This is a genomic window from Streptomyces sp. NBC_01197, assembly GCF_036010505.1.
In the GTDB taxonomy this organism is placed as follows: Bacteria; Actinomycetota; Actinomycetes; order Streptomycetales; family Streptomycetaceae; genus Streptomyces.
Genome location: NZ_CP108569.1, coordinates 2,702,140 through 2,727,446 on the forward strand (window position 1 = coordinate 2,702,140; position 25,307 = coordinate 2,727,446).

24 protein-coding genes and 1 pseudogene are annotated in these 25,307 nt (G+C 70.9%); 14 read left to right on the forward strand and 11 right to left on the reverse strand.

Translation table 11 applies throughout. From position 1 onward, the window contains the following. Positions 1-25: 25 nt before the first annotated feature. From OG452_RS12145 to OG452_RS12155, 3 genes are all read right to left on the reverse strand, one after another. Entirely contained in the window at positions 26-1,483 is a 1,458-nt protein-coding gene (locus tag OG452_RS12145) for an ABC transporter permease (protein WP_327295642.1), read from the reverse strand. 173 nt (positions 1,484-1,656) lie between these two features. Further along, positions 1,657-2,925: a L,D-transpeptidase gene (locus OG452_RS12150; RefSeq protein WP_327295643.1), complete on the reverse strand. Its 1,269-nt coding sequence runs from the start codon at positions 2,923-2,925 to the stop codon at positions 1,657-1,659. 298 nt (positions 2,926-3,223) lie between these two features. Further along, positions 3,224-3,580 carry a hypothetical protein gene (locus tag OG452_RS12155; protein ID WP_327295644.1) on the reverse strand — a complete coding sequence of 119 codons (357 nt, stop codon included), beginning with the start codon at positions 3,578-3,580 and terminating at the stop codon, positions 3,224-3,226. A gap of 112 nt (positions 3,581-3,692) precedes the next feature. Here OG452_RS12155 and OG452_RS12160 point away from each other — a divergent pair, with 112 nt between their 5' ends. Continuing rightward, on the forward strand, positions 3,693-3,950 hold the full coding sequence (locus OG452_RS12160; protein ID WP_327295645.1) for a hypothetical protein: 258 nt from the start codon (positions 3,693-3,695) through the stop codon (positions 3,948-3,950). 51 nt (positions 3,951-4,001) lie between these two features. Here the strand turns inward: OG452_RS12160 and OG452_RS12165 are convergent, their stop codons facing one another. From OG452_RS12165 to OG452_RS12180, 4 genes are all read right to left on the reverse strand, one after another. After that, a complete protein-coding gene (locus OG452_RS12165; protein ID WP_327295646.1) occupies positions 4,002-5,144 on the reverse strand; it encodes a GGDEF domain-containing protein in 1,143 nt (380 codons plus the stop codon). Between the two features lie 90 nt (positions 5,145-5,234). Further along, positions 5,235-6,059 carry an enoyl-CoA hydratase/isomerase family protein gene (locus OG452_RS12170; protein WP_327295647.1) on the reverse strand — a complete coding sequence of 275 codons (825 nt, stop codon included), beginning with the start codon at positions 6,057-6,059 and terminating at the stop codon, positions 5,235-5,237. A 61-nt stretch (positions 6,060-6,120) separates the two neighbouring features. Next, entirely contained in the window at positions 6,121-7,284 is a 1,164-nt protein-coding gene (locus OG452_RS12175; protein WP_405565570.1) for an adenylate/guanylate cyclase domain-containing protein, read from the reverse strand. A gap of 127 nt (positions 7,285-7,411) precedes the next feature. After that, the gene (locus tag OG452_RS12180) at positions 7,412-8,302 is read right to left on the reverse strand and encodes a biotin--[acetyl-CoA-carboxylase] ligase (protein ID WP_327295649.1); all 891 of its coding nucleotides are present in this window, start codon (positions 8,300-8,302) and stop codon (positions 7,412-7,414) included. A gap of 119 nt (positions 8,303-8,421) precedes the next feature. Between OG452_RS12180 and OG452_RS12185 the strand changes: the two genes are divergently transcribed. The 4 genes from OG452_RS12185 (at position 8,422) to OG452_RS12200 (ending at position 11,151) form a co-directional block, all read left to right on the forward strand. Next, positions 8,422-10,005, forward strand: a complete 1,584-nt coding sequence (locus OG452_RS12185) for an acyl-CoA carboxylase subunit beta (protein WP_327295650.1) — start codon at positions 8,422-8,424, stop codon at positions 10,003-10,005. A gap of 14 nt (positions 10,006-10,019) precedes the next feature. Continuing rightward, the gene (locus OG452_RS12190; protein WP_327295651.1) at positions 10,020-10,226 is read left to right on the forward strand and encodes an acyl-CoA carboxylase epsilon subunit; all 207 of its coding nucleotides are present in this window, start codon (positions 10,020-10,022) and stop codon (positions 10,224-10,226) included. Between the two features lie 128 nt (positions 10,227-10,354). Further along, positions 10,355-10,483, forward strand: a complete 129-nt coding sequence (gene mmpB, locus OG452_RS12195; RefSeq protein ID WP_266853824.1) for a morphogenic membrane protein MmpB — start codon at positions 10,355-10,357, stop codon at positions 10,481-10,483. Positions 10,484-10,548: 65 nt separating this feature from the next. Continuing rightward, positions 10,549-11,151, forward strand: a complete 603-nt coding sequence (locus OG452_RS12200; protein WP_327295652.1) for a nucleoside triphosphate pyrophosphatase — start codon at positions 10,549-10,551, stop codon at positions 11,149-11,151. A gap of 66 nt (positions 11,152-11,217) precedes the next feature. Here the strand turns inward: OG452_RS12200 and OG452_RS12205 are convergent, their stop codons facing one another. Both OG452_RS12205 and OG452_RS12210 read right to left on the reverse strand, forming a co-directional pair. Then, on the reverse strand, positions 11,218-12,519 hold the full coding sequence (locus tag OG452_RS12205; protein WP_327295653.1) for a carboxylesterase family protein: 1,302 nt from the start codon (positions 12,517-12,519) through the stop codon (positions 11,218-11,220). A 29-nt stretch (positions 12,520-12,548) separates the two neighbouring features. Further along, positions 12,549-13,916: an MFS transporter gene (locus OG452_RS12210; RefSeq protein ID WP_442810151.1), complete on the reverse strand. Its 1,368-nt coding sequence runs from the start codon at positions 13,914-13,916 to the stop codon at positions 12,549-12,551. Between the two features lie 254 nt (positions 13,917-14,170). On the opposite strand from OG452_RS12210, the gene OG452_RS12215 reads away from it, so the two are divergent. The 8 genes and pseudogenes from OG452_RS12215 to OG452_RS12250 all read left to right on the forward strand — a co-directional run bounded on the left by OG452_RS12215 (position 14,171) and on the right by OG452_RS12250 (position 21,426). Next, on the forward strand, positions 14,171-15,658 hold the full coding sequence (locus tag OG452_RS12215) for a 2-hydroxymuconic semialdehyde dehydrogenase (protein WP_327295655.1): 1,488 nt from the start codon (positions 14,171-14,173) through the stop codon (positions 15,656-15,658). After that, a complete protein-coding gene (locus OG452_RS12220; protein ID WP_327295656.1) occupies positions 15,655-16,530 on the forward strand; it encodes a 2-keto-4-pentenoate hydratase in 876 nt (291 codons plus the stop codon). Before OG452_RS12215 ends, OG452_RS12220 begins: the two co-directional genes overlap by 4 nt. Positions 16,531-16,619: 89 nt before the next feature. Then, positions 16,620-17,507, forward strand: coding sequence for an acetaldehyde dehydrogenase (acetylating) (locus tag OG452_RS12225; RefSeq protein WP_405565567.1), 888 nt, complete (start codon positions 16,620-16,622; stop codon positions 17,505-17,507). Continuing rightward, positions 17,504-18,535: a 4-hydroxy-2-oxovalerate aldolase gene (gene dmpG / locus OG452_RS12230; RefSeq protein WP_327295658.1), complete on the forward strand. Its 1,032-nt coding sequence runs from the start codon at positions 17,504-17,506 to the stop codon at positions 18,533-18,535. The genes OG452_RS12225 and dmpG overlap by 4 nt, the downstream gene beginning before the upstream one ends. Next, positions 18,532-19,386, forward strand: a complete 855-nt coding sequence (locus OG452_RS12235; RefSeq protein WP_327295659.1) for a 2-keto-4-pentenoate hydratase — start codon at positions 18,532-18,534, stop codon at positions 19,384-19,386. The genes dmpG and OG452_RS12235 overlap by 4 nt, the downstream gene beginning before the upstream one ends. Beyond that, positions 19,383-19,808, forward strand: a pseudogene (locus tag OG452_RS12240) (RidA family protein); the annotation flags it as partial. The gene OG452_RS12235 and the pseudogene OG452_RS12240, both read left to right, overlap by 4 nt. A 92-nt stretch (positions 19,809-19,900) precedes the next feature. Continuing rightward, positions 19,901-20,422, forward strand: coding sequence for a 3-hydroxyanthranilate 3,4-dioxygenase (locus OG452_RS12245; RefSeq protein ID WP_327295660.1), 522 nt, complete (start codon positions 19,901-19,903; stop codon positions 20,420-20,422). Between the two features lie 2 nt (positions 20,423-20,424). Next, entirely contained in the window at positions 20,425-21,426 is a 1,002-nt protein-coding gene (locus OG452_RS12250; RefSeq protein ID WP_327295661.1) for an amidohydrolase family protein, read from the forward strand. A 14-nt stretch (positions 21,427-21,440) separates the two neighbouring features. On the opposite strand, the gene OG452_RS12255 is transcribed toward OG452_RS12250, so the two are convergent. Next, positions 21,441-22,391, reverse strand: a complete 951-nt coding sequence (locus OG452_RS12255) for a LysR substrate-binding domain-containing protein (protein WP_327295662.1) — start codon at positions 22,389-22,391, stop codon at positions 21,441-21,443. Between the two features lie 35 nt (positions 22,392-22,426). Further along, entirely contained in the window at positions 22,427-22,882 is a 456-nt protein-coding gene (locus tag OG452_RS12260) for a hypothetical protein (protein ID WP_327295663.1), read from the reverse strand. A gap of 499 nt (positions 22,883-23,381) precedes the next feature. Here OG452_RS12260 and OG452_RS12265 point away from each other — a divergent pair, with 499 nt between their 5' ends. Further along, entirely contained in the window at positions 23,382-25,133 is a 1,752-nt protein-coding gene (locus OG452_RS12265; RefSeq protein WP_327295664.1) for an acetyl/propionyl/methylcrotonyl-CoA carboxylase subunit alpha, read from the forward strand. Positions 25,134-25,307 lie beyond the last annotated feature (174 nt).

A 25,307-nucleotide genomic window follows, 5' to 3' on the forward strand; every position in this document is an offset into this window, starting at 1 on the left:
GCTGTACGGAAGGTAGGTGGTGGTACTACTCGACGCGGCGCAGGGCGTCCGCTGGGCGTAGCCGGGAGGCGCGCCAGCCGCCGAAGCCGCCCGCGATGAGTCCGCCGGCCACGGCGAGGGCGACCGCCACGCCGATGATGGAGACCGAGACAGGTGCGGTGAGCGCGATGTCGAGGGCCTTCGAAGCGGCCTGCCTGCCACCGCCGAAGCCGCCGCCCCCGAACCCGCCCCGGGGCCCGCCGCCGGCCGATGAGCCGACCGTCGCGGACAGGGTCGGGCTGATGGCGGTCACGATGTACGCGCCCGCCAGCCCGAGCGCGATCCCGATGACCCCGCCGAGCAGCCCGTTGACCAGTGCCTCGCCGACGACCTGGCGGGTGACGCGGCTGCTCTTCCAGCCCAGCGCCTTCAGCGTGCCGAACTCCCGCACCCGGCGGCTGACGGCCGACGAGGTGAGCAGACCGGCCACCAGGAAGGCGGCGATCAGGACCGCGATCGACAGCCACTTGCCGACGTTGGTGGCGAGGTTGGAAGCGGTGGACAGCGAGCCGGAGACGGTGTCCGCGAGGTCGGCGGACGTAGTGACCGTGGTGCCGGGGACGTTCTTCTGGATCGTGGACTTGACGCCGGAGATCTGCTGGGAGTCGGTGGCCTTGACGTACACCGTGGTGACCTTGTCCTTGGCACCGGCGAGCGTCTGGGCCTGCTTCAGCGGCAGATAGAGATTGGCCGCCGCGTCCCCGCTGTCGGGGGTGGCGATGCCCACGATCTTGTACGTGACCGAGGAGATGGTCACAGTGGAACCGGCCTTGAGGTTCTTCTTCTTGGCATACGAGGCGTCGGCGACGGCGACCTTGGCGTCGGACTCCGCGCTGGTGAAGGTACGTCCGCTGGTGATCTTCGATGAGGTGAGCGGGCCCAGGCCGAGGTGGGCCACGTCCGTCCCGTACACGGTGTACGAGTCGACGTCGAAGTTGGCGCCGCCGCCCTGGACCTCGCCCTGCGGGGCGCCGCCGCCCTCGCCCCGGCGGCCAGTGCCGCCGCCCGCCCGCTGCTTGTACTCGCCGCGCTTGAACTGGCCGTTGACCTTCAGCACGTTCAGGCTCAGCCCTCCGACGGCTCCGGCGACACCGTTCTGCTCGCCGACCTTGCCGACGGTCGCCGACGACAGGGTCTGGAAGCCCTGCACCATCACCCGGTCGCTGCTCTGCTTCGAGTCGTCGCCGCTGCCTTTCGCTCCGAACTGGAACTTGGGCCGCGCGTTGCCCCCGGTGGTCCCGGCGGGGGCCTCGGCCTTGGTGACCGTCATGTCCGTACCGAGGCCGTACAGGGACTGCAGGACCTTGTCCTGCGCCTGGCCCATCCCTGCGGAGACCGAGCTGACGACGATGACCAGCGCAATCCCGAGGGCCAGCCCGGAGGCGACGACGAGCGCCGCCTTTCTGCGTCGGCGCAGCTCGCGCCTGAGGTAGGTGAAGAACATGCGGTGAAATTAGGGCCCGCTCGTGATGGCTGGATAAGGCCGGTGTGAGAGCCCGATGAGAAGCCGGAACGCCGACGGCGGCCCGTCCCCGCAAGGGAAACGCCGACGGCGGCCCGTCCGCAAGGGAGGGGCCGCCGTCGTACGGGGACGGGGTGGGCTCGCGCCCGGTCCGGTCAGGCCTGCGAACCGGCCTTCCACGCCGACCAGTTCATGTTCCAGCCGTTGAGGCCGTTGTCCGGCTGGATCGTCTTGTCGTGGGAGTTCTTCACCACGACCACGTCACCGATGAGCGAGTGGTTGTAGAACCACGCGGCCGAGGTGTTCGGGTCGTTGGCGCCCTTGGTGTCGGAGAGCCCGACACAGCCGTGGCTGGTGTTCGCCGAGCCGAAGACGGACTTGGCACCCCAGTAGTTGCCGTGGATGAAGGTTCCGGAGCTGGACAGCCGCATGGCGTGCGGGACGTCCTTGATGTCGTACTCGCCCTTGCCGTCGGCGTTGGTGAAGCCGACCGTGGAGCCGTCCATCCGGGTCTGCTTGTACTTCTCCGAGATCACCATCTGGCCGTTGTACGTGGTGTGCTCGGGGGAGCCGGCCGAGATCGGGATGGTCTTGACCGTCTTGCCGTCCTGGGTGACCTTCATCGTGTGCGCGGCGGCGTCCACGACGGAGACCTGGTTGCGGCCGATCTTGAAGCTGACGGTCTTGTCCTGGACGCCGGTGACGCCGCTGGCGCCCTCGACCCCGTCCAGGGCCAGCTTCATCGTGACGGTCGACCCTTCCTTCCAGTACTGGTCGGGCCGGAGGTCCAGGCGGGTGGAGCTGAACCAGTGGCCGACGACCTCCTGGCCGCTGCTCGACGTCACCTGGACGGCGTCCTCGACGGCCTTCTTGTTGGTGATCGGCTTGTCGAAGTTGATCGAGACCGGCATACCGACGCCGACGGTCGAACCGTCCTCGGGCGTGAAGTTGCCGATGAAGCTGTGCGCGGGCGAGACCGTCGTGAACGACGAGTTCTCGTGGGCCTGACGGCCCTTGGCGTCCTTGGCCGTCACAGCGATCTTGTACGTGGTCGAGCGCTCCAGCGGGGCGTCCGGCTTCCAGCTGGCGCCGTCGGCCGAGATGGTGCCCTTGACCGTCGTGCCCGTGGAGCTGGTCATCGAGACCTGGGTCAGCTTGCCCGAGGTGACGGCGACCTTGGCGTCCTTGTTGATGCCCGCGTTGTCGGCACCGCTCTTGGGTGTGATCGCTATTCGGGCGTCGGACGTGTCCTGCGCCGCCGCCGCGTCGACCGCGCTCTGCGAGGACTTCTTCGCGCTGTCAGAGCCGCCGGCCTTGCTGTCCCCACCACTGCAGGCCGACAGCACCAGTACGCCGCCGAGCAGAGCGGACGCAGCCATCAGGCCCTTGCGCCGCCTACTTTCCGTCATCACACGCTTCTCCATCGTTGCCGAATACCCCGAAAGTCCCCGAGCAGGTCACCTTGAGCGCCGTGACTGTGTGCCCGCACTGCCTTGTGCCCGCACTGCCCTTCAAGAACGTCTGCCCTTTAAGAACATCTGCACCGGTGCGCCGGTTCCCCATCCGGTGAAGATGTGTGAAACAACACGTGCGGTTCCGGAAGCCCCTCGGCCCCCGGAGTGCGGCCCCCGGAGTGCGGTGTCCGCACTCCGGGATCCCGTTCTGCTACCCCCGTGGATGCCTTGTCACACAGATGTCTTGTCACACAACGGAGTTACCAAGTTACGGAGTCACGTCCGCCCCGTCGTCCGCCACATCTTCCTCGTCCAGGTCCCATTCCAGCGAATCGGGGTCGTAGTCGATCTGCTCGCTCGACCACCCGGCCTGGACGAGCTCGACCCCCGGCACCTCACCGAGCAGGTCGAGCGGGTCCACCAGGTGGGCGACCGCTTCTGCGGCGTCTTCCCTGACAGCGGCGTCGGCATGCGTACGGTCCTCACCGAACATGCCGGGCTGCGCCCCTTCCGCGTCGTCCGCGATCCGTTCGAGCGCGGCCTCACAGAGCGCGGGGGCGTCGTGCACCTGCAGCACCAATTCGACCTTGAGACGTACATAGCGGGATGTTTCTTCGTTGGTCATGCGACGGAGCGTAAGGCTCCTCGGGTCCGCGACTTTCCCGCGACCCGCTGCTTTCACTAGCATCAGCGCGCAGGAGCGCCAATTCAGCTTTGCAGTAAGGGAGATCGATCCTGTGTCAGCCCGCCGGCCGCTGTTGACCGCCGCATCGGCGGGGGCCCTGCTCTGCGCCCTGTGGTTCGTGCCGTCGGCACACACCACAGACGATCAGCGGTCCGGTGGTGCCCCCGCACATCAGGCGCAGCGGCACACCGGCGCTCTCCCGGCGGCGGCCGGGAGAACGGACACCACCGGGTACGTGGTCGGCGGATCGCTGTTCCTGGGCATCGGCGCGGCCTCGGCCGTCTACGCGCGCCGGGCCCACACCGGCTGACGCGCGCCGGGCCCGTACCGGCTGACCGGCGCCCGCGTCCGGCGGGCCTCCTTACGTACCGGGGTCCGGCCGCTTGCCCCGCAGGCGGCGCCGGTCGCCGCTCGGCGGAGGTGTGTCGGCCAGCCGCATGACCGCACCGTCGCGCCCCGCCACCACCGGGTTCGGCGACCGGGCGGCCTTCGCCCGGTACTGCGCGGCGTCCGCCAGCCGGAACAGCCGGCGGGCGGACTTCAGCGGCCCGATGGGGTCGCCCGTGGACGCGACCCCGCACGCCACCCCGTCCCCGAGTTCCAGCTCGGCCGCCCGCACACAGAGATCATCCGCGACCGCGATCACCGCGTCCGCCGATGGGCCCACCGAGAGCAGGCAGAACTCGTCACCGCCGAGCCGCGCCGCCAGCGCACCGGGCAGCATCGCGCCGCAGACCGAGAGGACCGAGCCGAAGCGTTCCAGGAGGCGGTCGCCGACCGCGTGGCCATGGGTGTCGTTGACCTGCTTCAGGCCGTTGAGGTCGCAGACCATCAGGCTGACCACCGTCCCGTCGGCCAGGAACCGCTCCACAGCGGCGTCCAGGCCGATGTCGACCGCGCGCCGGTTGGCGAGCCCCGTCAGCGGGTCGGTGAAGGCCAGCTTCCTGACCTCCTCCAGGCGCTCGGTCTGCGCGAGACCGGCCGCCACCACCGCGGCCAGCACCGTAGCGAAGTCCGCGTCGGCCCGGCAGAAGACCGGTGTCCCCACCGGCCTGGCCACGTACAGCTCGCCCCAGGCCCGGCCGCGCAGCACTATCGGCGCGACCACACAGCTGCTGCGCCCCCGCCTGCGCAGCGCGGCCACCCGCTGATGGCAGTAGCCGGCCGAGTCCTCGGCCGGCCCGTCGGCCGTCTCGACCCAGGCGTTGGGTTCGCCGCCGCTCGCCCACCGCTCGTGCAGGAATTCGGCGATCTCCGGGAAGTGGTTCACCGGATAGGTCTCGGCGTCGGGGAACTCGGCCTCGTCCTCGGCGCGCTCCCCCACATTGGCGAGCACCTTGAGCCGGCCCAGCTCCCGCTCCCAGAGCGAGAGCGCGGCGAAACTGCCGCCCAGCGCCTCGCAGGCACCGAGCGTCGCCGCCCGCCAGGACGCACGCGGGGTGTGCGCCGACGCCATGGCCTGCGCCAGCGTCACCACGGCCCGCAGCCGCACATCGTCACCCATTACTTCAGCTTAAGGACGATGTGCGGCTTTTGAGTAGTTATGCGTCACAGGCTGTGACATGCAGACGTACGGGACCGCCCCCGCAGGCCCCTACTCCCCCGGCCACTGCGGCTTCCGCTTCTCGTTGAAGGCCGCCACGCCCTCCGCCCGGTCCCCGGAGAAGGCCACCGACCGCCAGGCCGCGTCCTCGACCTCAAGACCGGCGCGCAGATCGAGACCGTGCCCCAGCCGCAGCGCCCGCTTGGCCGCCCGCAGCCCGACCGGCGAATTCGCCGCGATCCGGCTCGCGAGCTCCAGCGCCCCGGTCCTGGCGTCGTCGGCCAGGATGTCGACCAGGCCCAGCTCCCGCGCCTCGGCCGACTCCACCCGCCGGGCGCTGAACACCAGCTCGGCCGCGCGGGCGGCGCCGACCCGGCGCGGCAGCAGCTGCGTACCGCCGCCACCGGGGATCACCCCGACCGACACCTCGGGCAGCCCCACCACGGCGGTCGCGTCGGCGACGATCAGATCGCAGGCCAGGGCCAGCTCGAACCCGCCGCCCAGCGCGAAGCCGTGCACGGCGGCCACGGTGGGCATCGGCAGCTCCAGTACGCCGGTGTACGCGGCGCGCGCCGTGGGGCGCTGGCGCACCAGCTCGGCGTCCGTGAGGGAGTTGCGCTCCTTGAGGTCCGCGCCCACGCAGAAGGCCCGGTCATGGGTGGAGGTCACCACCACGGTCCGCGCCGAGGATTCCGCCGCCAGCGCGTCGCAGGCCGCCGCGATCGACCGTGCCATCGCGGTCGACACGGCGTTCATCGCCTTGGGCCGGTCCAGGACCAGTTCGGCGACATGGCCGTGCCGGCGCACGACGACGTACTCGCCGAACCGCCGCCCGGCCGCCGCGTCCGTACCAGTATCTGAGATTTCTGAGGTCATCCGCGCACCATAGCCAGCGGATCCGGTGGGCGTCAGCCCCCAGCGGCGGCCGGCCCGGTGCTCAGGTCGTACGGCGGGTGAGCAGCCACGGTTCGACCACACCGAGCCCGCGCACCGGCCGCTGCCACATCGGCTGGAGGGCGAAGCGGTAGACGGGCGGCTCCTCGCCGCTCTTCTCGGCGCGCTCGGTCTCGGCCGCCGCCTCCGACTCGGAGACCGGGGCGTCACCGTGGCGCCCCAGCTCCTCGGCGAGCGCGCCGTCCACCAGGACCGTGTCCTTGGGAGCTATCGAGGTGAGCCGCGATGCCAGGTTCACCGTCGTGCCGAACACATCGCCCATCCGGGTGGTGACGGTGCCGAAGGCGATACCGACCCGCAGTTCCGGCATGGTCTCGTCGTTGCTCATGGTCTCGATGAGCCGCAGTGCGATCTCCGCCGCGGTACCCGCGTCGTCCGCCGCGTACAGCACCTCGTCGCCGAGGGTCTTGATGAGCCGGCCGCCGTGCGCGGCGACCAGGTCGGCGCAGGTCGTCTCGAAGGCCTCGACCAGCTCGCCGAGCTCCTCCTCCTCCAGGCGCCGGGTCAGCCGGGTGAAACCGACGAGGTCGGCGAAGCCCACCGCGAGCCTCCGGTCGACCATCTCCTCATCGTCCGCGACCTGCACGACCCGGCCGGTGGCGGCCGCGAGCTGGCGCCGCCACACATAGCGCAGGAACTCCTCCAGCTCCGGCAGCAACAGCTCCACCAGCGGATACGTGACCTCGGTGCGGCTCATCCCCGGCTCGGGCGGCTCGGTGAGACCGGCCAGGAACGAGTCGATCTGCCACTCGGCGAGCCGGGCGGTGGTCTGGCCGGTGGACCGCGCGACCTGCACGGCCATCGGCTCGCTCAGCAGCCCCGCCTCGACGAGCCCGGCCAGCCGGCGCAGCGCCAGCACGTCCGCCTCGGTGAGTGCCTTGGCCTGGCCGATGTCCGGGAAGCCCATCGCCCGCCAGAAACGGGAGGCCAGCTCCATCGAGACGCCGGCCGTACGCGCGGCCTGGAAGGGGGTGTAGCGGCGGTCGGCGCCGAGGATCAGCTGCTCAAGACGGATCGCGAGCGGATCACTGGTCGGCTCGGCGGTGTGATCGACCTCATGGTGGGGGGTGCGGTACGGAGAAGAAGGAGGCTCCTCGTCCGCGCCCGACGAGATGTTGTCGACGGTCACCTGCCGCCTCCTGCCCATTCCCTGCGCACTGCCCTGCCGATCTGGCTGACGCTCCGTGCTGATCTGCCCGCGGATCGCCTCAACCATACGGCAGGTGTGCCGTAGCTCACGTGCCTGCCGCGGTTCAGACCGGTGCAGACCGGTCTCAGAACGGTCGCAGGTGGACGATGTCACCCGCGCCGACCGCCTGTACCCCGTCCTCCGTGGCCAGCACCAGCCGGCCGTCGCCGTCGACGGCGACGGCCTCCCCGGTCAGCGAGGTGTCGCCGGGCAGCTCGGCCCGGACGGTGCGGCCCAGGGTCGAGCAGCCCGCCGCGTACGCCTCCTGGAGCCGTGAGGCGGCCGGGTCGCCGTCCGCGTCACGCCACTCCCCGTACCACTGTTCGAGCGAGCGCAGCACGGAACGCAGCAGCGGGTCCCGGTCGGTGGAGACCGCGCCGGCGAGAGCCAACGAGCCCGCGGTGGGGACGGGCAGCTCCTCCGCGCGGAGCGAGACGTTGAGGCCGACCCCGACCACGACCGCCCCGTCCGCGGTGCGCTCGGCGAGGATGCCGCCCGCCTTGCGCTCGGCGCCGGACGGGGCCTCCTCCGGACGAAGCTCGCCGGAGTCCTCGGGGACCGTGACGAGCAGGTCGTTCGGCCACTTCAGCGCGGTGTCGACCCCCGCCGCCCGGGAGATACCGGTGGCCACCGCGACGCCGGTGAGCAGCGGCAGCCACCCCCAGCGCTCGGCCGGTACCCGCGGGGCCGGCCGCAGGAGTACGGAGAAGAAGAGCCCGGAACGCGCGGGCGCCGACCACTTGCGGTCCAGCCGCCCGCGGGCCGCGCTCTGTTCCTCCGCCACCAGCACCGCCCCCTCGGGCAGTCCGGCGGCCCGCCCCACGAGGTCGGTGCTGGTGGACCCGGTGGCCGCGACCACGTCGAGTGAGGTCCACAGGGACCCCGGCCGCACCAGCGCGCGGCGCAGGGCCGGGGCGTTCAGCGGCGGGCGGTCCAGATCCGACCAGCGGTTGTCAGGTACATCGGATGACGTCATGCAACCCAGAGTAGGTGTGGCAAACGACGCACTGCCGAGGCGCACCAGCGCCGATACGCTACGGCCAGAAGCCGAAAACGCCCTGTCAGACGCCTGAACACCCAGGGAGCCGCATCCCGATGTCCGAGCCGGAAGAGATCAACGTCCACACCACCGCGGGGAAGCTGGCGGATCTCCAGCACCGCATCGAAGAGGCGACACACGCCGGTTCGGCGCGCGCGGTGGAGAAGCAGCATGCCAAGGGCAAGCTGACGGCCCGTGAGCGGGTGGAACTACTCCTCGACGAGGGGTCGTTCACCGAGCTGGACGAGTTCGCCCGGCACCGCTCCACCAACTTCGGCATCGAGAAGAACCGCCCGTACGGTGACGGCGTGGTGACCGGCTACGGCACGGTCGACGGCCGCCCGGTCTGCGTCTACTCGCAGGACTTCACCATCTTCGGCGGCTCGCTCGGCGAGGTGTACGGCGAGAAGATCATCAAGGTCATGGACTTCGCCATGAAGACCGGCTGCCCGGTCATCGGCATCAACGACGGCGGCGGCGCGCGCATCCAGGAAGGTGTGGCCGCGCTCGGCCTGTTCGGCGAGATCTTCCGCCGCAACGTGCACGCGTCGGGCGTGATCCCGCAGATCAGCCTGATCGTCGGCCCGTGCGCCGGCGGCGCCGTGTACTCCCCCGCCATCACCGACTTCACGGTGATGGTCGACCAGACCTCGCACATGTTCATCACCGGGCCCGACGTCATCAAGACCGTCACCGGTGAGGACGTCGGCTTCGAGGAGCTGGGCGGCGCCCGGACGCACAACTCCACGTCAGGCGTGGCCCACCACATGGCGGGCGACGAGAAGGACGCGATCGAGTACGTCAAGTCGCTGCTCTCCTACCTCCCTTCGAACAACCTCTCCGAAGCGCCCGCCTTCCCGGAGGAGGCGGACCTGGAGACCTCGGACGTGGACCGGGAGCTGGACACGCTCGTCCCGGACTCCGCGAACCAGCCGTACGACATGCACACGGCCATCGAGCACGTACTGGACGACGGTGAGTTCCTGGAGACCCAGGGCCTGTTCGCGCCGAACATCATCACCGGTTTCGGCCGGGTCGAGGGCCACCCGGTCGGCATCGTGGCCAACCAGCCGATGCAGTTCGCGGGCTGTCTGGACATCAACGCGTCGGAGAAGGCGGCCCGGTTCGTCCGCACCTGCGACGCGTTCAACGTCCCGGTCATCACCTTCGTCGACGTGCCCGGCTTCCTGCCGGGTGTCGACCAGGAGTACGGCGGCATCATCCGGCGCGGCGCCAAGCTGATCTACGCGTACGCGGAGGCCACGGTCCCGCTGATCACGGTGATCACCCGCAAGGCGTTCGGCGGCGCGTACGACGTGATGGGCTCGAAGCACCTGGGCGCCGACCTGAACGTCGCCTGGCCCACCGCGCAGATCGCGGTGATGGGCGCGCAGGGCGCGGTGAGCATCCTGCACCGCCGCACCATCGCGGCCGCGGACGATGCCGAGGCGACCCGGGCCGGGCTGATGTCCGAGTACGAGGACACGCTGCTCAACCCGTATGTGGCGGCCGAGCGCGGCTACGTCGACGCGGTGATCATGCCGTCGGACACCCGGCGGCACATCGTGCGGGGTCTGCGCCAGCTGCGTACGAAGCGGGAGTCCCTGCCGCCCAAGAAGCACGGCAACATCCCGCTCTAGAAAGGACCCCGGCCATGATCAAGGTCGTACGGGGAAACCCGACCCCGGAGGAACTGGCCGCCGCCGTCGCGGTGGTCCAGGCACGGGCCGCCGCTGCGGTCGCCGAGCCGTCAAGGCCGCCGCTGCCGCCCGAGGAGTGGTCCGATCCGGCACGTATCGCCCGGCACCGGATACAGCAGCCGGGGCCGCGGGCGTGGGCTCGCACCTACTGGCCGGCGTAGGGCCTCTCCGGGCACGGAGACTCGCCGGCGGCCCGCCGGTGAGTCTCCCCGCCGCGGGAGGCCCCGCGGGCCGGGTTGAGTACCCGTACTCAGGCGCCGGACCCCCTCCCGGCCGCACCATCGAGTGCATGCTGTGGTCCGATCCGGAGAACAAACCGCCCAAGGAGCTGCGAGACGTACAGGCGATGCTGCGCCGTGCCGGTCTCGTGCTCGCTGCGGCGATGATTCTCGTGATGGCGGTCCTGAGCCTGCGCTGATCCGGCCCCCGTACCAGGCGGCCGGCTGCTCCGGGGGCCGGTCGTACGGGCCATACGATGGGCCCATGACTGCTCAGCGCCGGCTCGTTCTCGGTTCCGCATCGCCCGCCCGTCTCGGACTGCTCCGCAATGCCGGTCTGGACCCCGAGGTGATCGTCAGCGGCGTGGACGAGGACGCGATCAGCGCGCCCACCCCCGCCGAGCTGGCTCTCGTACTGGCCGAGGCCAAGGCGCGGTCCGTGGCCGCCCGCGACGCCGCTGCCGGTGCCCTCGTCATCGGCTGCGACTCCGTGCTGGAGCTGGACGGCGAGGCGCTCGGCAAGCCCGCCGACGCGGAAGAGGCCACCGCTCGCTGGATGTCGATGCGCGGCCGGGCGGGCGTCCTGCAGACCGGCCACTGCGTGATCGACACCGCGACCGGCCGCAGCGCCTCGGCCACCGCCTCCACCACGGTCCGCTTCGGCGAGCCGACGGACGCCGAGGTCGCCGCGTACGTGGCGAGCGGCGAACCGCTCCATGTCGCGGGGGCCTTCACTCTCGACGGCCGATCGGCGCCGTTCATCGACTCCATCGAGGGCGACCACGGCAATGTCATCGGCCTCTCGCTGCCGCTGCTGCGCAAGCTGCTGACCCGACTGGACGTGTCGTTGACGGACCTCTGGGTCTGAGCGGCCGGGACTGAGCGGCCAGGTCTCGGCAACTGGGGCTGAGCGGCTGGGCCCGGGCGGCGGCGGTTACCGGCCCGGCACCGGCCCCTCGGAGCAGTGCAGCGGTCCGGGCGCCGCGCCCGGAACGCCGGTCCGTACGAAGCCGAGCCAGGTGGCGCGCAGCTCGGCGCCGAGCGCGTCGACCTCCGGCCAGGGCGTGCTGCCCAGCATCGGGGCACCCTGCCAGGCCCCCTCGCTGCCCAGCAGCAGCGGCAGTTCGACGCAGTGCGTGGCGCCGAAGGCCGAGCCCGCCGGGCGCCAGTCGAGGCGGTAGGCGTGCACGCGGGCGCCTGCCCGTACGAGCCGGCCGCCCAGCTCCGCGAGCGGGGCGGCGTACATCCGCGCGGTGAGCTCCGCCGGTTCGCCCTCCACGCCGGGAAAGGCGGTCATGTCGTCGGCGTTCCAGCCGTACAGGACGTCCAGGCCGCGGACGTTCTCCGCGAAGGCGGCGCCGTTGCGGGTGAGCACCCCGTCGACCGGGCTGAAGGGTGGCTCCATCGCACTGCCCGACCTGCGCAGATGGGCAACCGCGGTCTCCCGCTGCGCTTCCAGGAGCGCCGCGTGGCCCGCTGTCGAAGGGGACTCGCCCCGCGCGGCGAGATACTCCGCGAAGATCCGGCCGAGCTCGGCTGCGTCGTCGCGGGACCGCTCGGTGAGCGCCAGCGGGGCGCTCTGCAGGATCGCCCGGCGGAAGAGCCCCCGGGCCTCGTCCATCTCCATGAGCAGCCGGATCGAGATCCCGCCCGCCGACTGGCCGAAGACGGTGACGCTGCCGGGGTCACCCCCGTACTCCGCGATGTGCTCCCGCACCCAGCGGAGCGCTTCGAGCTGGTCGTACAGACCGAGGTTCCCCTCGCTGACGCCGTCGAGACAGAGGTAACCGAGCGCGCCGACACGGTAGTTGACGCCCACGACGACCACGTCGCCCTGGGCGGCGAGCGCGCCGCCGTCGTACCAGTCCATGAGCCCGGCGCCGCTGCTGAACCCGCCGCCGTGGAACCAGACCATCACCGGGCGCGCCCCGCCGTCCCTGGCCGGCGTGGTGACCGTCAGGTTCAGGCAGTCCTCGCCCTGGGGGCGGCCGTCGCGGGGCGGGCCCATCACCGCGTCGAGCCGGGACGGCGGCTGCGGGCAGATCTCGCCGCCGGACGGGCGGGTGTCACCCGCCGCGACGGCACGCGGACGCCCGAAGCGCTCCGCCGTCGCATAGCGGATGGGACCCGTCCGGATCAGCTCGGAACCGGTCGGGCCAGTCCCGGTCGGCCCGGTTCCCGTCCGCCCGGTCCCGGTCGGTACAGCCCCGGTCAGTCCTGCGCCCGAGCCCGTCATCTCGTACCTCCTGTGTCGGTCACCGGCGGTCAGCCGGTGAGGGAGTCCGCGGCAACAGTGTCCGCCGGTTCCACCGTGTCCGCCGTGGCGCCCTCCGGCACCAGCCGGAACAGCGCGACCGCCCCGCCCAGGCTGACCGCGCAGATCACCGCGAGATACCAGGTCACACCGGTGGACGTGCCGCTGGAGTTCAGCAGCGCGGTGGCGATCACGGGGGCCAGACCGCCGCCCAGGATGGCGCCGCTCTGCAGGATCACCGAGGACCCCGAGTATCTGACCCGGGCCGGGAAGGTGTCCGCGATGATGGAGCCCTGTACGCAGTGGGTCACCGGGATGATGAGCCCCATCCCCACGAGCGCGACCACGGCGAGCACGGAGTTGCCGGTGTTCAGCAGCGGGAAGAAGACCACGCACCAGACCAGGATGGCGGCGGAGCCCGCGATGAACATCGTGCGCCGGCCGTGCCGGTCCGCGTACGTCGTCCACACCGGTATCGCCGCGAACCAGAGCACGGCCGCCGCGGTCACGCTCAGGATCAGGAACTGCTTGTCGTAGTGCAGGTGTTCGCTGCCGTACGAGAGCGTGAACACCATGAACACGTACGCGACAGCCGAGTTGGCGACCACGGCGAGCAGCGTCAGCACCAGCCGGGGGAAGCCGACTTTCAGGGACTCCGCCAGCGGGAACCTGACCACCGCGCCCTCGGCGAGCACCCGGCGGAAGGACGGGGATTCGGTGACCCGGAGCCTGATCACCAGGCCCACCGCGACCAGGACGAAGCTCAGCAGAAAGGGCACCCGCCAGCCCCACGAGGTGAACGTGTGGTCGCCGAACAGTGAGTTGGCGGACAGGAAGACGAGGTTCGCCAGGACCAGACCGGCCGGGGTCCCCATCTGCGGGAAGCCCGCGTACAGGTTCCGCCTGGTCCCAGGCGCGTGCTCCATCGACATCAGGGTGGCGCCCGCGCCCTCACCGCCCAGCCCGATGCCCTGGACGATGCGCAGGGCGACGAGCAGCACCGGCGACCAGAAGCCGATCGAGGCATAGCTCGGGATGAGACCGATGAGGGTCGAGCCGATCCCCATCAGCACCAGGGAGACCACGAGGGTGGCCTTGCGCCCGATCCGGTCGCCGAAGTGGCCGAAGACCAGTCCGCCGAGGGGCCGCGCGACGAAGCCGACGGCGAGGGTGCTGAAGGCGGCGAGGGTGCCGGCCGCGGGGCTGAGCGACGGGAAGAACTGCTTGTTGAAGATCAGCGCGGCGGCCGTGCCGTAGAGGAAGAAGTCGTACCACTCCAGGGTCGTGCCGGCGAGCGTCGCGACGGCGGTCCTGGCGGGCGTGGCGGGCGTGGACGGGGCGCCGCCGTCCGGGCTCTCCGCCGGGCGCGGCTGGTTCACGGGGGGCGGGTTCGATGGGTTCACGGGGTGACCTCTCGCTTGTTCCGTGGATCGTGGCGCCGTGTGCCATGACACACAAATGCCGATTCCGGACTACCCCATAGCTATTTCGGTATAGCGGAGGCTTCCCTCCGGGCCTGCCCGGGAGTTGCCCCAAGGCCTCTTCGGCCGCTGACCAGATATACCGATCCTGTTATGGCAAATCACAGGAAGTGCATTTGTCCGGCATGGCTCGGCGGATCACAGTGGGACGCATGACGGCAGATGCAGGGCGGTGGATCCGCAACTTCGTAGACGGACGGTTCGTGGGCCCGGAGGACGCCAAGAGCGCAGTCCGGGGCTTCGACGCGGTGGACCCGGCCACCGGCCGGGTGTTCGCCCGGGTGCACGAGGCGGACAGATCGCTGGTCGACCGGGCCGTACGGGGGGCCAGGCGGGCCCTCCACGACGGCTGGGCGAGCACGCCCGTAGCGGAGCGGACCGCTCTGCTGCGGCGGGCCGCCGACCGGATCGACGCACGCTTCGAGGAGTTCGTGGCGGCCGAGGTCGCCGACACCGGCAAGCCCGTGACCCAGGCGCGGACGCTCGACGTCCCGCGCGCCATCGCGAACTTCCGCGCCTTCGCGGACGTGGTCGCGGCGGCGGGCCAGGAGTCGTTCCTCACCGACCTCCCCGGTGGCCGGCAGGCCCTCAACTACGCGGTGCGCAAGCCACTTGGGGTCGTCGCGGTCATCGTGCCGTGGAACCTGCCACTCCTGCTGCTGACCTGGAAGGTCGCCCCGGCGCTCGCCTGCGGCAACGCGGTGGTCGTCAAGCCCAGCGAGGAGACACCCGCCACCGCGGCCCTGCTGGCCGAGGTACTGGCCGAAGCCGGCCTGCCCGCCGGTGCGTACAGCGTGGTGCACGGCTTCGGCGGCGACTCCGCGGGCGCGTACCTGACCTCCCACCCGGGGATCGACGGGGTGACCTTCACCGGGTCGTCCGCCACCGGCTCGCACGTGATGAAGACCGTCGCGCCACGCGTCCGCCCGGTCTCCTTCGAACTGGGCGGCAAGAACGCCGCCATCGTCTTCGACGACGTCGACATGGACGAGGCGCTCACCGGACTGGCCAGGTCCGTCTTCACCAACACCGGCCAGGTCTGCCTGTGCACCGAGCGGGTGTACGTGCAGCGCTCGGTGTTCGCCGACATCGCGGACGGACTGACCGAACGGGCCCGCGCCCTGCGCATCGGCTCACCGGGCGACGAGCGGACCACCACAGGACCGCTCATCTCGCAGGCCCACCGCGCCAAGGTGCTGGGCTACTTCGACCTGGCCGAGCAGGCCGGCGCGAAGGTGCTCACCGGTGGCGGCGTGCCGGAGCTGGGCCCGGAGCTGGCGGGCGGTTCATGGATCGAGCCGACTCTCTGGACCGGGCTGACCAACGCCGACCGCCCCGTACGGGAGGAGATCTTCGGCCCGGTGGCCGCACTGATCCCCTTCGACACCCAGGAGGAGGCCGTCGCGCTCGCCAACGACACCGAGTACGGCCTCGCGGCCTCCGTCTGGACCAACGACCTGCGCCGCGGCCACCGGGTGGCCCAGGCGATGGACGTCGGCATGGCCTGGGTCAACACCTGGTTCCTGCGCGACCTGCGCTCCCCCTTCGGCGGTACCGGGATCTCCGGCATCGGCCGGGAGGGCGGCGCGTCCTCGATGCACTTCTACACCGAGCCGACGAATGTGTGCGTGCAGCTGTGAACGATCGCCCCACCACCCACAAAGCCCCTGCCGGACCCCTCTCGGAAGCCGCCGCGCCCTCCGCGCGGATCGGCTCGGCGGTCGCGCGGCTCACCGAGGCCGCCGCCGGCCGTACCCCGTGCGCACCCGTCAGGGAGTTCATCGGCAGCACGGATCTGGATGCCGCCTATGAGGTGCAGCGGCAGCTCGCCGAGGCGAGGAGCGCCGCCGGCGCACGGGTCACCGGCGCCAAGATCGGGCTCACCGCCCCCGTCGTACAGCAGCAGTTCGGCGTGTTCCAGCCGGACTTCGGGGTGCTCTTCGACGACATGGTGTACGCCCACACCGAGCCGCTGCCGTTCGGCCGGTTCCTCCAGCCGCGCGCCGAGGGCGAGATCGCTTTCGTGCTCGGCCGGGACATCGACCGGCCGGGCGCGGGCGTCGCTGACGTCCTGCGGGCGACCGAGTTCGTGCTCCCCGCCATCGAGATCGTGGACTCCCGTATCGCCGGCTGGGACCTGGCCATCACCGACACCGTGGCGGACAACGCGTCCAGCGGCGCGATCGTCCTCGGCACCACCCCGTGCTCACTGACCGGCCTCGACCTCGCCCGGGTCGGGATGACGCTCCAGCGGGACGGCGAGCCGGTCGCGTTCGGTGCCGGTCACGCCTGCCTCGGCTCACCGGTCGTGGCGGTGGCCTGGCTGGCACGCGAACTCATCGAGCGCGGGCGGCCGTTGCGCGAGGGCGACGTGATCATGTCCGGCGCGCTCGGGCCGATGGTGCCGGTCACCGGGCCCGGCCGGTTCCGGCTCGCGCTGGACGGACTCGGCGAGGTCGAGGCCGTCATCGAGGGGGCGGCCGGGACCGCCGACGAGGAGAAGACACAGTGAAAGACCCAGCGAACGCATCAGTATCCGGCGAGGCCGCCGGCTCCGTCCCGGTCGCCGTCATCGGCTCCGGCAACATCGGGACCGACCTCATGATCAAGGTGCTGCGGCTGTCGAAGACGCTGCGCATGGGCGCGATGGCGGGCATCGACCCGGCGTCGGACGGCCTCGCGCGCGCCGCCCGGCTCAAGGTCGCCACCACCCACCGGGGCGTCGAGGGCCTGGTGGAGATGGCGGAGTTCGCCGACATCAAGGTGATCTTCGACGCCACCTCGGCCGGAGCCCATGTCCGTAACGCCGAACTCGCCCGAGAACACGGCAAGTTGATGGTCGACCTGACCCCGGCGGCGCTCGGCCCCTTCGTGGTGCCCCCGGTCAATCTCGACGAGCACCTGGAAGCACCGGACGTCAACATGGTGACCTGCGGCGGCCAGGCGACCATCCCGGTCGTCGCCGCCGTCTCCCGGATCGCCCCGGTCGCGTACGGCGAGATCGTCGCCTCCATCGCCTCCCGCTCGGCGGGACCCGGCACCCGCGCCAACATCGACGAGTTCACCGAGACCACCAGCGAGGCCATCCGGGTGGTCGGCGGCGCAGCGGTGGGCAAGGCGATCATCGTGCTCAACCCCGCCGAGCCGCCGCTCGCCATGCGCGACACGGTGCACTGCCTGGTCGAGGGAGCCGTGCCGGCCGGCGTACGGGAGCGGATCGCCGCCTCCGTGCGGGAGATGGCCGACGCGGTACGTGCGTACGTACCCGGCTACCGGCTCAAGCAGGACGTGCAGTTCGAGGACATCACCGAGGTCCTGGTCCCGGCGCTCGGGCGGCGGGTCACCGGGGTGCGGGTCTCGGTGTTCCTGGAGGTCGTCGGCGCGGGCCACTACCTGCCCGGCTACGCAGGCAACCTCGACATCATGACCTCCGCCGCGGTCCGCACGGCCGAGAAGATCGCCGCACTCCGAGGATGGGTGACCACATGAAGCTCTACGTACAGGATGTGACCCTCCGCGACGGTATGCACTCGATGGGGCACATGTACACCGTCGACCAGGTGCGCCGGATCGTCGGCGCGCTGGACCGGGCCGGGGTCGCCGCCATCGAGGTCGCACACGGCGACGGGCTCGGCGGGTCGAGCGCCACCTATGGCTTCGGCGCGCACACCGACGAGGAGTGGATCGAGGCCGCCGCCGATGTCCTGGTCCACGCGAAGCTCACCACCCTGCTGCTGCCCGGTATCGGCACCATCGAGCATCTGCGCCGGGCGCACGCGCTGGGCGTACGGAGCGTGCGCGTCGCCACCCACTGCACGGAAGCCGATGTCGCGGCCCAGCACATCGCCTGGGCGCGCGAGCACGGGATGGACGTCTCGGGCTTCCTGATGATGAGCCACCTCAACTCCCCCGGAGGCCTGGCGAAACAGGCCGCGCTGATGGAGTCGTACGGCGCGCACTGCGTGTACGTGACGGACTCCGGCGGCCGGCTGACCATGCGGGACGTCGCCGACCGGGTCGACGCGTACCGCGAGGTGCTCGACGCGTCCACCGAGATCGGCATCCACGCCCACGAGAATCTCTCGCTCTCCGTCGCCAACAGCGTGACAGCGGTGGAGCGCGGCGCACGCCGGGTCGATGTGGCGCTGGCGGGCCAGGGCGCGGGGGCGGGCAACTGCCCGGCGGAGTCGCTCGTCGCGGTCGCGGACCTGATGGGCTGGGAGCACGGCTGCGACCTGTTCGCGCTGCAGGACGCGGCCGACGACATCGTCCGGCCGATGCGCAGCCGCCCGGTGCAGGTCGACCGGGAGACCCTGACCCTCGGGTACGCGGGCGTCTACTCCAGTTTCCTGCTGCACGCCGAGCGCGCGGCCGAGCGGTACCGGCTCGACACCCGGCAGATCCTCCTTGAGGCCGGCCGCCGGCAGCTGGTCGGCGGCCAGGAGGACCTGATCGTGGACATCGCACTGGACCTGGCCGCGCGGCGCGGGTCCCTGACGGACGGGAGCGGCCAGTGACCGCGGAGGAAACCACCACGACCCCCACCGGCCCCGATCCCCTCACCGCGGCCACCGTGGACGAGCTGGCGGCGCGGCTCGACGCGGCGCAGACGTCCCGGGCCGACACCCGGAGCCTCGCCGACAGCCACACCTTCGGCGTCGACGACGCGTACGCGGTCCAGGCGGCGCTGCTGGCCCTCAGGCAGGCGCGCGGCGAGCACATCACCGGGGTGAAGCTGGGCTTCACCAGCAAGGCCAAGATGGCCCAGATGGGCGTGTCGGACGTGATCGTCGGCAGGCTGACCGACGCGATGCGGATCGCGGACGGCGACGACGTGGCGCTGGACCGCTTCATCCATCCGAAGGCCGAGCCCGAGGTCGCGTACCGGCTCTGCCGCGATGTGAACCTGGCCGACCCGCTGACGGACATCGAGTCCTGTGTGGACGCGATGGCGCCGGCGATCGAGATCATCGACTCCCGGTACCGGGACTTCCGCTTCACCTACAGCGATGTCGTCGCGGACAACACATCGGCGGCCGGCTATGTGATCGGCCCCTGGCGCCCGGTCGCCGAAGCGGCCAACCGCGCGGTCCGGCTGCGTACCGGCACGGCCGAGGTGACCGGTTCGACGGCCGCCATCCTCGGCGACCCGGTGCACGCGCTGCACGCGCTGCTCGACATGTGCCGCCGAAGGAACATCCCGCTGCGGGCCGGGCACGTCGTTCTCGCGGGCGCGGCGACGGCGGCGGTCCCGCTGGCGGCGGGCGTGACGACGTGCGATGTGGCCGGGCTCGGCTCGGTCTCGCTGAAGTCCGTGCCGGCGAAGTCCGTGCCGGCGAAGTCCGTGTCGCCGAAGGGGATCCGATGACCGGCGGCGCACAGGTGATCAAGGGACGGGCCACCCCACGCGGCAGGTTCCCGCACGTGAAGGTCGTCGGCGATGCCGTCTATGTGTCGGGCACCAGCTCGCGCAGGCCGGACAACACCTTCGTGGGCGCCGAGGCCGACGAACTGGGCACCACCCGGCTGGACATCAGGGCGCAGACCCGCGCCGTGATCGAGAACATCCGGGCCATCCTCGCCGAGGTGGGCGCGGAGCTCGCGGACGTCGCCCAGCTCACCACGTATCTGGTCTCCATGAACGACTTCGGCGGCTACAACGAGGTCTACGGCGAGTACTTCGACGAGCAGGGCCCGACGAGGACCACAGTGGCGGTGCACCAGCTGCCGCACCCGCATCTGCTGATAGAGATCCAGGCCATCGCCCATCTGCCGCGCGGACCGGAGACACCCGGCGCGCACACCACAGAGCACATCACGGATACCCGTACGCACCACACAGACTCACCCGGCACGAACACGCACAGCACGGAGGTGCCCTCATGACCGCCATCCCCCCGGTCATCGATTTCCAGGGCTGGATCACGGAGCACGAGCACCTGCTCAAGCCCCCGGTGAACAACAGGACGATGTCGCTCGGCGAGGACTTCATCGTCCAGATCGTCGGCGGGCCCAACGAGCGGACCGACTACCACCTCGACCCGTACGAGGAGTGGTTCTACCAGGTCAAGGGCGATATGCACGTCAACGTCATGACCGAGGACGGCCCGCGGACCGTGCACATCAAGGAGGGCGAGGCCTGGCTGCTGCCCGGCAGCCTCCCGCACTCCCCGCAGCGGCCCGACGCGGGCTCGATCGGTCTGGTCATCGAGCGGGTGCGCGAGGAGGGGACGGTGGAGCGGTTCCAGTGGTACTGCCCTGACTGCGCGGCTCTCGTCCATGAGACCGAGCTCCAGGTCCGGGACATCGTCGCCGATCTGCCGCCGGTGTTCGCCGAGTTCTACGACAACGAGAAGGCCCGGAGCTGCCCGCAGTGCGGCGCCCTCCACCCCGGGAAGGGCTGACCGTGGACCGCACGATCGACATCCACACCCACTATGTGCCGCGCGGCTGGCCGGACCTGACGGCCGACGCCGGGCCGGACGCGCCGTGGCTGCGGATCGAGTCCGAGGCCGAGGCCATGATCATGATGGGCACCCGGGAGTTCCGCCGGATCCAGCGGGACTGCTGGGACGCGAAGACCCGGCTGCGCGACATGGACGCGGACGGCGTACGGACCCAGGTGGTCTCCCCCACCCCGGCGTTCTTCCAGTACGGCCGCAGCGGCGCCGAGGCCGCCAGGATCGCGCGGATCTTCAACGATCTGGCCCTGGAGATCGTCGCCCCGGCGCCGGACCGGCTGATCCCGTTCTGCCAGGTGCCGCTGCAGGACACCGACGCGGCCTGCCGCGAGGTGGAGCGCAGCGTCGCCAACGGACACCGGGGGGTGGAGATCGGCAACCATGTCGGGGATCTCGACCTGGACAGCGAAGGGGTCGTGACCTTCCTCCAGCACTGCGCCTCGATTGATGTGCCGGTCTTCGTGCACCCCTGGGACATGGCCAGCTCGCCCCGGCTCGACCGCTGGATGGCGCAGTGGCTCACCGCGATGCCGGCGGAGACCCATCTGTCGATCCTCGCGCTGATCCTGGGCGGGGTCTTCGACCGGATCGACGACCGGCTGAAGATCTGCTTCGCGCACGGCGGCGGGTCGTTCGCCTTCTGGCTGGGCCGGATGGAGAACGCGTGGCACGGCCGCCACGACGTCATCGGCACCTCGCAGTTCCCGCCGTCGCACTACCTGGGCCGTTTCTACGTGGACTCGGTGGTCTTCGACGACCGCGCGCTGCGGCTGCTGGTCGACACGGTCGGCCCCGACCGGGTGATGGTGGGCAGCGACTACCCGTACCCGCTGGGCGAACGCCCCGTCGGCGAAGTCGTCCGTAAGAGCGGCTTCCTCACCGAGGCGGACCGCGCGCTGATCACCCACGGCAACGCGGAGCGCTTCCTGGGGACGGCCGCCCGCTGAGGGCCGGACCCGGCTCAGCCGGGAGTGTCGCCACCGGCGCCCTGCGGGGCCATACCGGCGGCGACCTCCTCCAGGCCCGTGATCAGCGCCCGGGCGGAGGGGCTCGGCGTACTGGCGGCGGGCAGGGTCAGTCCGACGCTGTGCCCGATCGGCTCCAGCGGGATGCCGAGGCGGACGATCCTGGGATCATCGCGGATGATCAGGCTCGGCAGCGCCGCCACCACGTCTGTTTCCAGAAGGAGTTGACGCACAGTCAGGAACGACGTGGTCTCCACCCTGTTCATCGGCAGGGCGATCCCGTGCCGGGCGAAGAACTCCTCAATCTCCCGGCGCAGCGCGGTCTCGGCACCCGGCAGGATCCACGGGTAGTGCGCCAGCTCGGCTAGATCCACTGCCCGCTGCCCGGCGAGCGCGTGCGAGGCCCTGACGACCAGCTCGACCGACTCGTCGTACAGCTTGCGGCGCACGGTGCGCTCGTCGGACGGTACGGTCAGCCGCCCCACGATGAAGTCGACGCGTCCGGCCTCCAGTTCGAGCAGCAGGGCCTCGGGTGACGCCTCCCGGACGACCACGGTGAGGTAGGGGCGCTCCTTCTTGACCGCGGCGATGGCGCGCGGGAGCAGCACGTTCGAACCGGCGAGGTGAGTACCGACGATCACGGTGCCGCGGTCGGCGTCGGCCAGCTCGACCACATGGCGGCCCGCCTGCGTCAACTCGGCGAGTACGGTGCGCGCGTGGGCGGTGAAGGCCTCGCCGAAGACCGTCGGGGTGACACCGCGGGGGCCGCGCTCGAAGAGCGGCACGCCCAGGATGTCCTCCAGCTCGTGCAGGCTGCGGGTCGCCGCGGGCTGCGTCACATGCAGTTCGGCGGCGGCGCCGACCACGCTGCCCCGGCGGGAGAGCGCGTCGACGAGGACCAGATGACGGAACTTCAGCCGGCCGTCGAGCAGGCGGGGGATCTTCACCCGGCCGACCCTAGTGCCGCGGCACTGGTACCGCGTCAGACAGCCGCGGGGGCGCCTCCGGCCGCTTCGGGCTCGCCACCGGCCGTTTCCGGCTCCGGGCGGCCCCTGTCGTACGCCACCAGGGTCAGCACGATCAGCCCGAGCACCACGATCATCACGACGAAGGCCGGCCAGCCGACCAGGCCCCAGGTGAGCGCGCCCAGGACGCCGTGCACCACGGCGCAGGTGATCAGCAGGATCCGGCCGAAGCGGCCGGGCGCGCGGTCCGTGATCCCGGCGCGCAACGGGAAGAACGCGCAGAGCAGCAGATAGGCGCCGAAGACACCCCCGGCCACCCAGGAGCCGGTGCTTATCGCGCTCGGCTTCAGGCCCGCCATGGACATGTTCTGGTTGTCGGCGACCTTGCCGAGTATCAGGTTCACGAAGGCGATCCCGAACGCCTCAAGGAAGAGGACGATCGCAGCCATCAAGGCCACCGGCCTGCGTGCCATGAGCCCACCCCCAGTCAGATCCCAGTCGGATCGCAGTCGGATCCCGGTCGGATCCCACTCAGGTCCGAGTCGAATCCCCGTCAGATACCGCTTGTTACCGCAAGTATGTGCGACACCGCGCAGGCTACTAACGGGTAGTCGCCGGGACAAGGGGTCTGAACGGTCAGAACGGGCGGCAAAGAATCGCCCGCCCCTTCGTAGGGACTCCACAAAGAAACGCGAGCCGCAGCGGTTCCGACTGACAGAGACCTAAGCCACATGGCGGGGCTACTGTGGGTTCCGGGAACCCTCCGTACCGTGGTGTGACAAGGGAATACGCAGCACTGCCGACGCCCGTGTCACACCGTGTGTGGGGAAGCTCACCTATGGGGACAGGTCGAAACGCGGTGTCGGCAGTCCCTAAACTCAGCTTGTTTCAGCGAACTCTTCGGCACGATGACCTGCCGAGTAAACCCGCCTCGGGTGCGAGCGGGGATGACACAGCAAGGAGGGAGCCATCGTGCACAAGGTGCTCATCGCCAACCGTGGCGAGATCGCTGTCCGTGTCGCACGGGCCTGCCAGGACGCCGGGATCGCGAGCGTAGCCGTTTACGCCGAACCGGACCGGGACGCACTGCACGTACGCGCGGCCGACGAGGCGTTCGCCCTGGGCGGTGACACCCCGTCCGCCAGCTACCTGGACATGGGCAAGGTCCTCCAGGCCGCGAAGGACTCGGGCGCCGACGCCATCCACCCCGGATACGGCTTCCTCTCCGAGAACGCCGAATTCGCCCAGGCCGTCCTCGACGCCGGGCTCACCTGGATCGGCCCCCCGCCGCAGGCCATCCGCGACCTCGGCGACAAGGTCGCCGCCCGGCACATCGCGCAGCGCGCCGGCGCGCCCCTGGTCGCCGGTACCCCGGACCCGGTCGGGGGCTCCGACGAGGTCGTGACGTTCGCCGAGGAGAACGGCCTGCCGATCGCGATCAAGGCGGCCTTCGGCGGTGGCGGGCGCGGCCTGAAGGTCGCCCGCACCCTCGAAGAGATCCCCGAGCTCTACGACTCGGCGGTCCGCGAGGCCGTCGCCGCCTTCGGCCGCGGCGAGTGCTTCGTCGAGCGCTACCTCGACAAGCCCCGGCACGTCGAGACCCAGTGCCTGGCGGACAAGCACGGCAACGTCGTCGTCGTCTCCACCCGTGACTGCTCACTCCAGCGCCGCCACCAGAAGCTGGTCGAGGAGGCGCCCGCGCCCTTCCTGAGCGAGGAGCAGAACGCCGAGCTGTACGCCGCGTCCAAGGCCATCCTCAAGGAGGCCGGTTACGAGGGCGCGGGCACCGTCGAGTTCCTGGTGGGCGTCGACGGCACGATCTCCTTCCTGGAGGTCAACACCCGCCTCCAGGTGGAACACCCGGTCACCGAAGAGGTCTCGGGCATCGACCTGGTCCGTGAGATGTTCCGCATCGCCGACGGCGAGGAGCTCGGCTACGACGACCCCGAGCTGCGCGGTCACTCCTTCGAGTTCCGTATCAACGGCGAGGACCCGGGCCGCGGCTTCCTGCCCGCCCCCGGCACCGTCACCACCTTCGCGCCGCCGGCCGGCCCCGGCGTCCGCCTCGACGCGGGCGTCGAGTCGGGCTCGGTCATCGGCCCCGCCTGGGACTCGCTGCTCGCCAAGCTGATCGTCACCGGTGCCACCCGCGAGCAGGCCCTCCAGCGCGCCGCCCGCGCACTGGACGAGTTCACCGTGGAGGGCATGGCCACCGCCATCCCGTTCCACCGCGCGGTCGTCGCCGACCCGGCCTTCACGGCCGACCCCTTCCGTATCCACACGCGGTGGATCGAGACCGAGTTCGTCAACGAGATCCCGCCCTTCGCCGCCCCGTCCGACGCGGACGAGGACGAGGCCGGGCGCGAGACGATCGTCGTCGAGGTCGGCGGCAAGCGCCTTGAGGTCTCGCTGCCGTCCTCGCTGGGGATGACGCTGGCCCGTACCGGTCTGGCCGCGGGCGCCAAGCCCAAGCGCCGGGCGGCCAAGAAGGCCGGCTCCGCCGCTTCGGGCGACTCGCTCGCGTCCCCGATGCAGGGCACGATCGTCAAGGTCGCGGTCGAGGAGGGCCAGGAGGTCAAGGAGGGCGACCTGGTCGTCGTCCTGGAGGCGATGAAGATGGAGCAGCCGCTCAACGCGCACCGCTCCGGCACCATCAAGGGCCTCACCGCGGAGATCGGCGCCTCCGTCTCGTCCGGCGCCATGATCTGCGAGATCAAGGACTGATATCCCGCAGGAACGACGCGACGGGTCAGCCGCAGCCGCGAGTCGAGCCCCCGGCCGGATACACCGGCCGGGGGCTCGCTCGGTCGTCGGTCGGGTGAACCCGGCCGGCCACGCTGCCCGGCCCGGCACCAGCTGAGAACAGCAATCTGACAGCTTCCTGACACTCCCTCCCTA

Excerpts from the sequence above, each read along its gene's own strand:
- OG452_RS12145 (WP_327295642.1), bottom strand. The coding sequence starts at position 1,483 with ATGTTCTTCACCTACCTCAGGCGCGAGCTGCGCCGACGCAGAAAGGCG.
- OG452_RS12150 (WP_327295643.1), bottom strand. The coding sequence starts at position 2,925 with ATGGAGAAGCGTGTGATGACGGAAAGTAGGCGGCGCAAGGGCCTGATG.
- OG452_RS12155 (WP_327295644.1), bottom strand. The coding sequence starts at position 3,580 with ATGACCAACGAAGAAACATCCCGCTATGTACGTCTCAAGGTCGAATTG.
- OG452_RS12165 (WP_327295646.1), bottom strand. The coding sequence starts at position 5,144 with ATGGGTGACGATGTGCGGCTGCGGGCCGTGGTGACGCTGGCGCAGGCC.
- OG452_RS12170 (WP_327295647.1), bottom strand. The coding sequence starts at position 6,059 with ATGACCTCAGAAATCTCAGATACTGGTACGGACGCGGCGGCCGGGCGG.
- OG452_RS12175 (WP_405565570.1), bottom strand. The coding sequence starts at position 7,284 with ATGGGCAGGAGGCGGCAGGTGACCGTCGACAACATCTCGTCGGGCGCG.
- OG452_RS12180 (WP_327295649.1), bottom strand. The coding sequence starts at position 8,302 with ATGACGTCATCCGATGTACCTGACAACCGCTGGTCGGATCTGGACCGC.
- OG452_RS12185 (WP_327295650.1), top strand. The coding sequence starts at position 8,422 with ATGTCCGAGCCGGAAGAGATCAACGTCCACACCACCGCGGGGAAGCTG.
- OG452_RS12190 (WP_327295651.1), top strand. The coding sequence starts at position 10,020 with ATGATCAAGGTCGTACGGGGAAACCCGACCCCGGAGGAACTGGCCGCC.
- mmpB (WP_266853824.1), top strand. The coding sequence starts at position 10,355 with ATGCTGTGGTCCGATCCGGAGAACAAACCGCCCAAGGAGCTGCGAGAC.
- OG452_RS12200 (WP_327295652.1), top strand. The coding sequence starts at position 10,549 with ATGACTGCTCAGCGCCGGCTCGTTCTCGGTTCCGCATCGCCCGCCCGT.
- OG452_RS12205 (WP_327295653.1), bottom strand. The coding sequence starts at position 12,519 with ATGACGGGCTCGGGCGCAGGACTGACCGGGGCTGTACCGACCGGGACC.
- OG452_RS12215 (WP_327295655.1), top strand. The coding sequence starts at position 14,171 with ATGACGGCAGATGCAGGGCGGTGGATCCGCAACTTCGTAGACGGACGG.
- OG452_RS12225 (WP_405565567.1), top strand. The coding sequence starts at position 16,620 with ATGATCAAGGTGCTGCGGCTGTCGAAGACGCTGCGCATGGGCGCGATG.
- dmpG (WP_327295658.1), top strand. The coding sequence starts at position 17,504 with ATGAAGCTCTACGTACAGGATGTGACCCTCCGCGACGGTATGCACTCG.
- OG452_RS12245 (WP_327295660.1), top strand. The coding sequence starts at position 19,901 with ATGACCGCCATCCCCCCGGTCATCGATTTCCAGGGCTGGATCACGGAG.
- OG452_RS12260 (WP_327295663.1), bottom strand. The coding sequence starts at position 22,882 with ATGGCACGCAGGCCGGTGGCCTTGATGGCTGCGATCGTCCTCTTCCTT.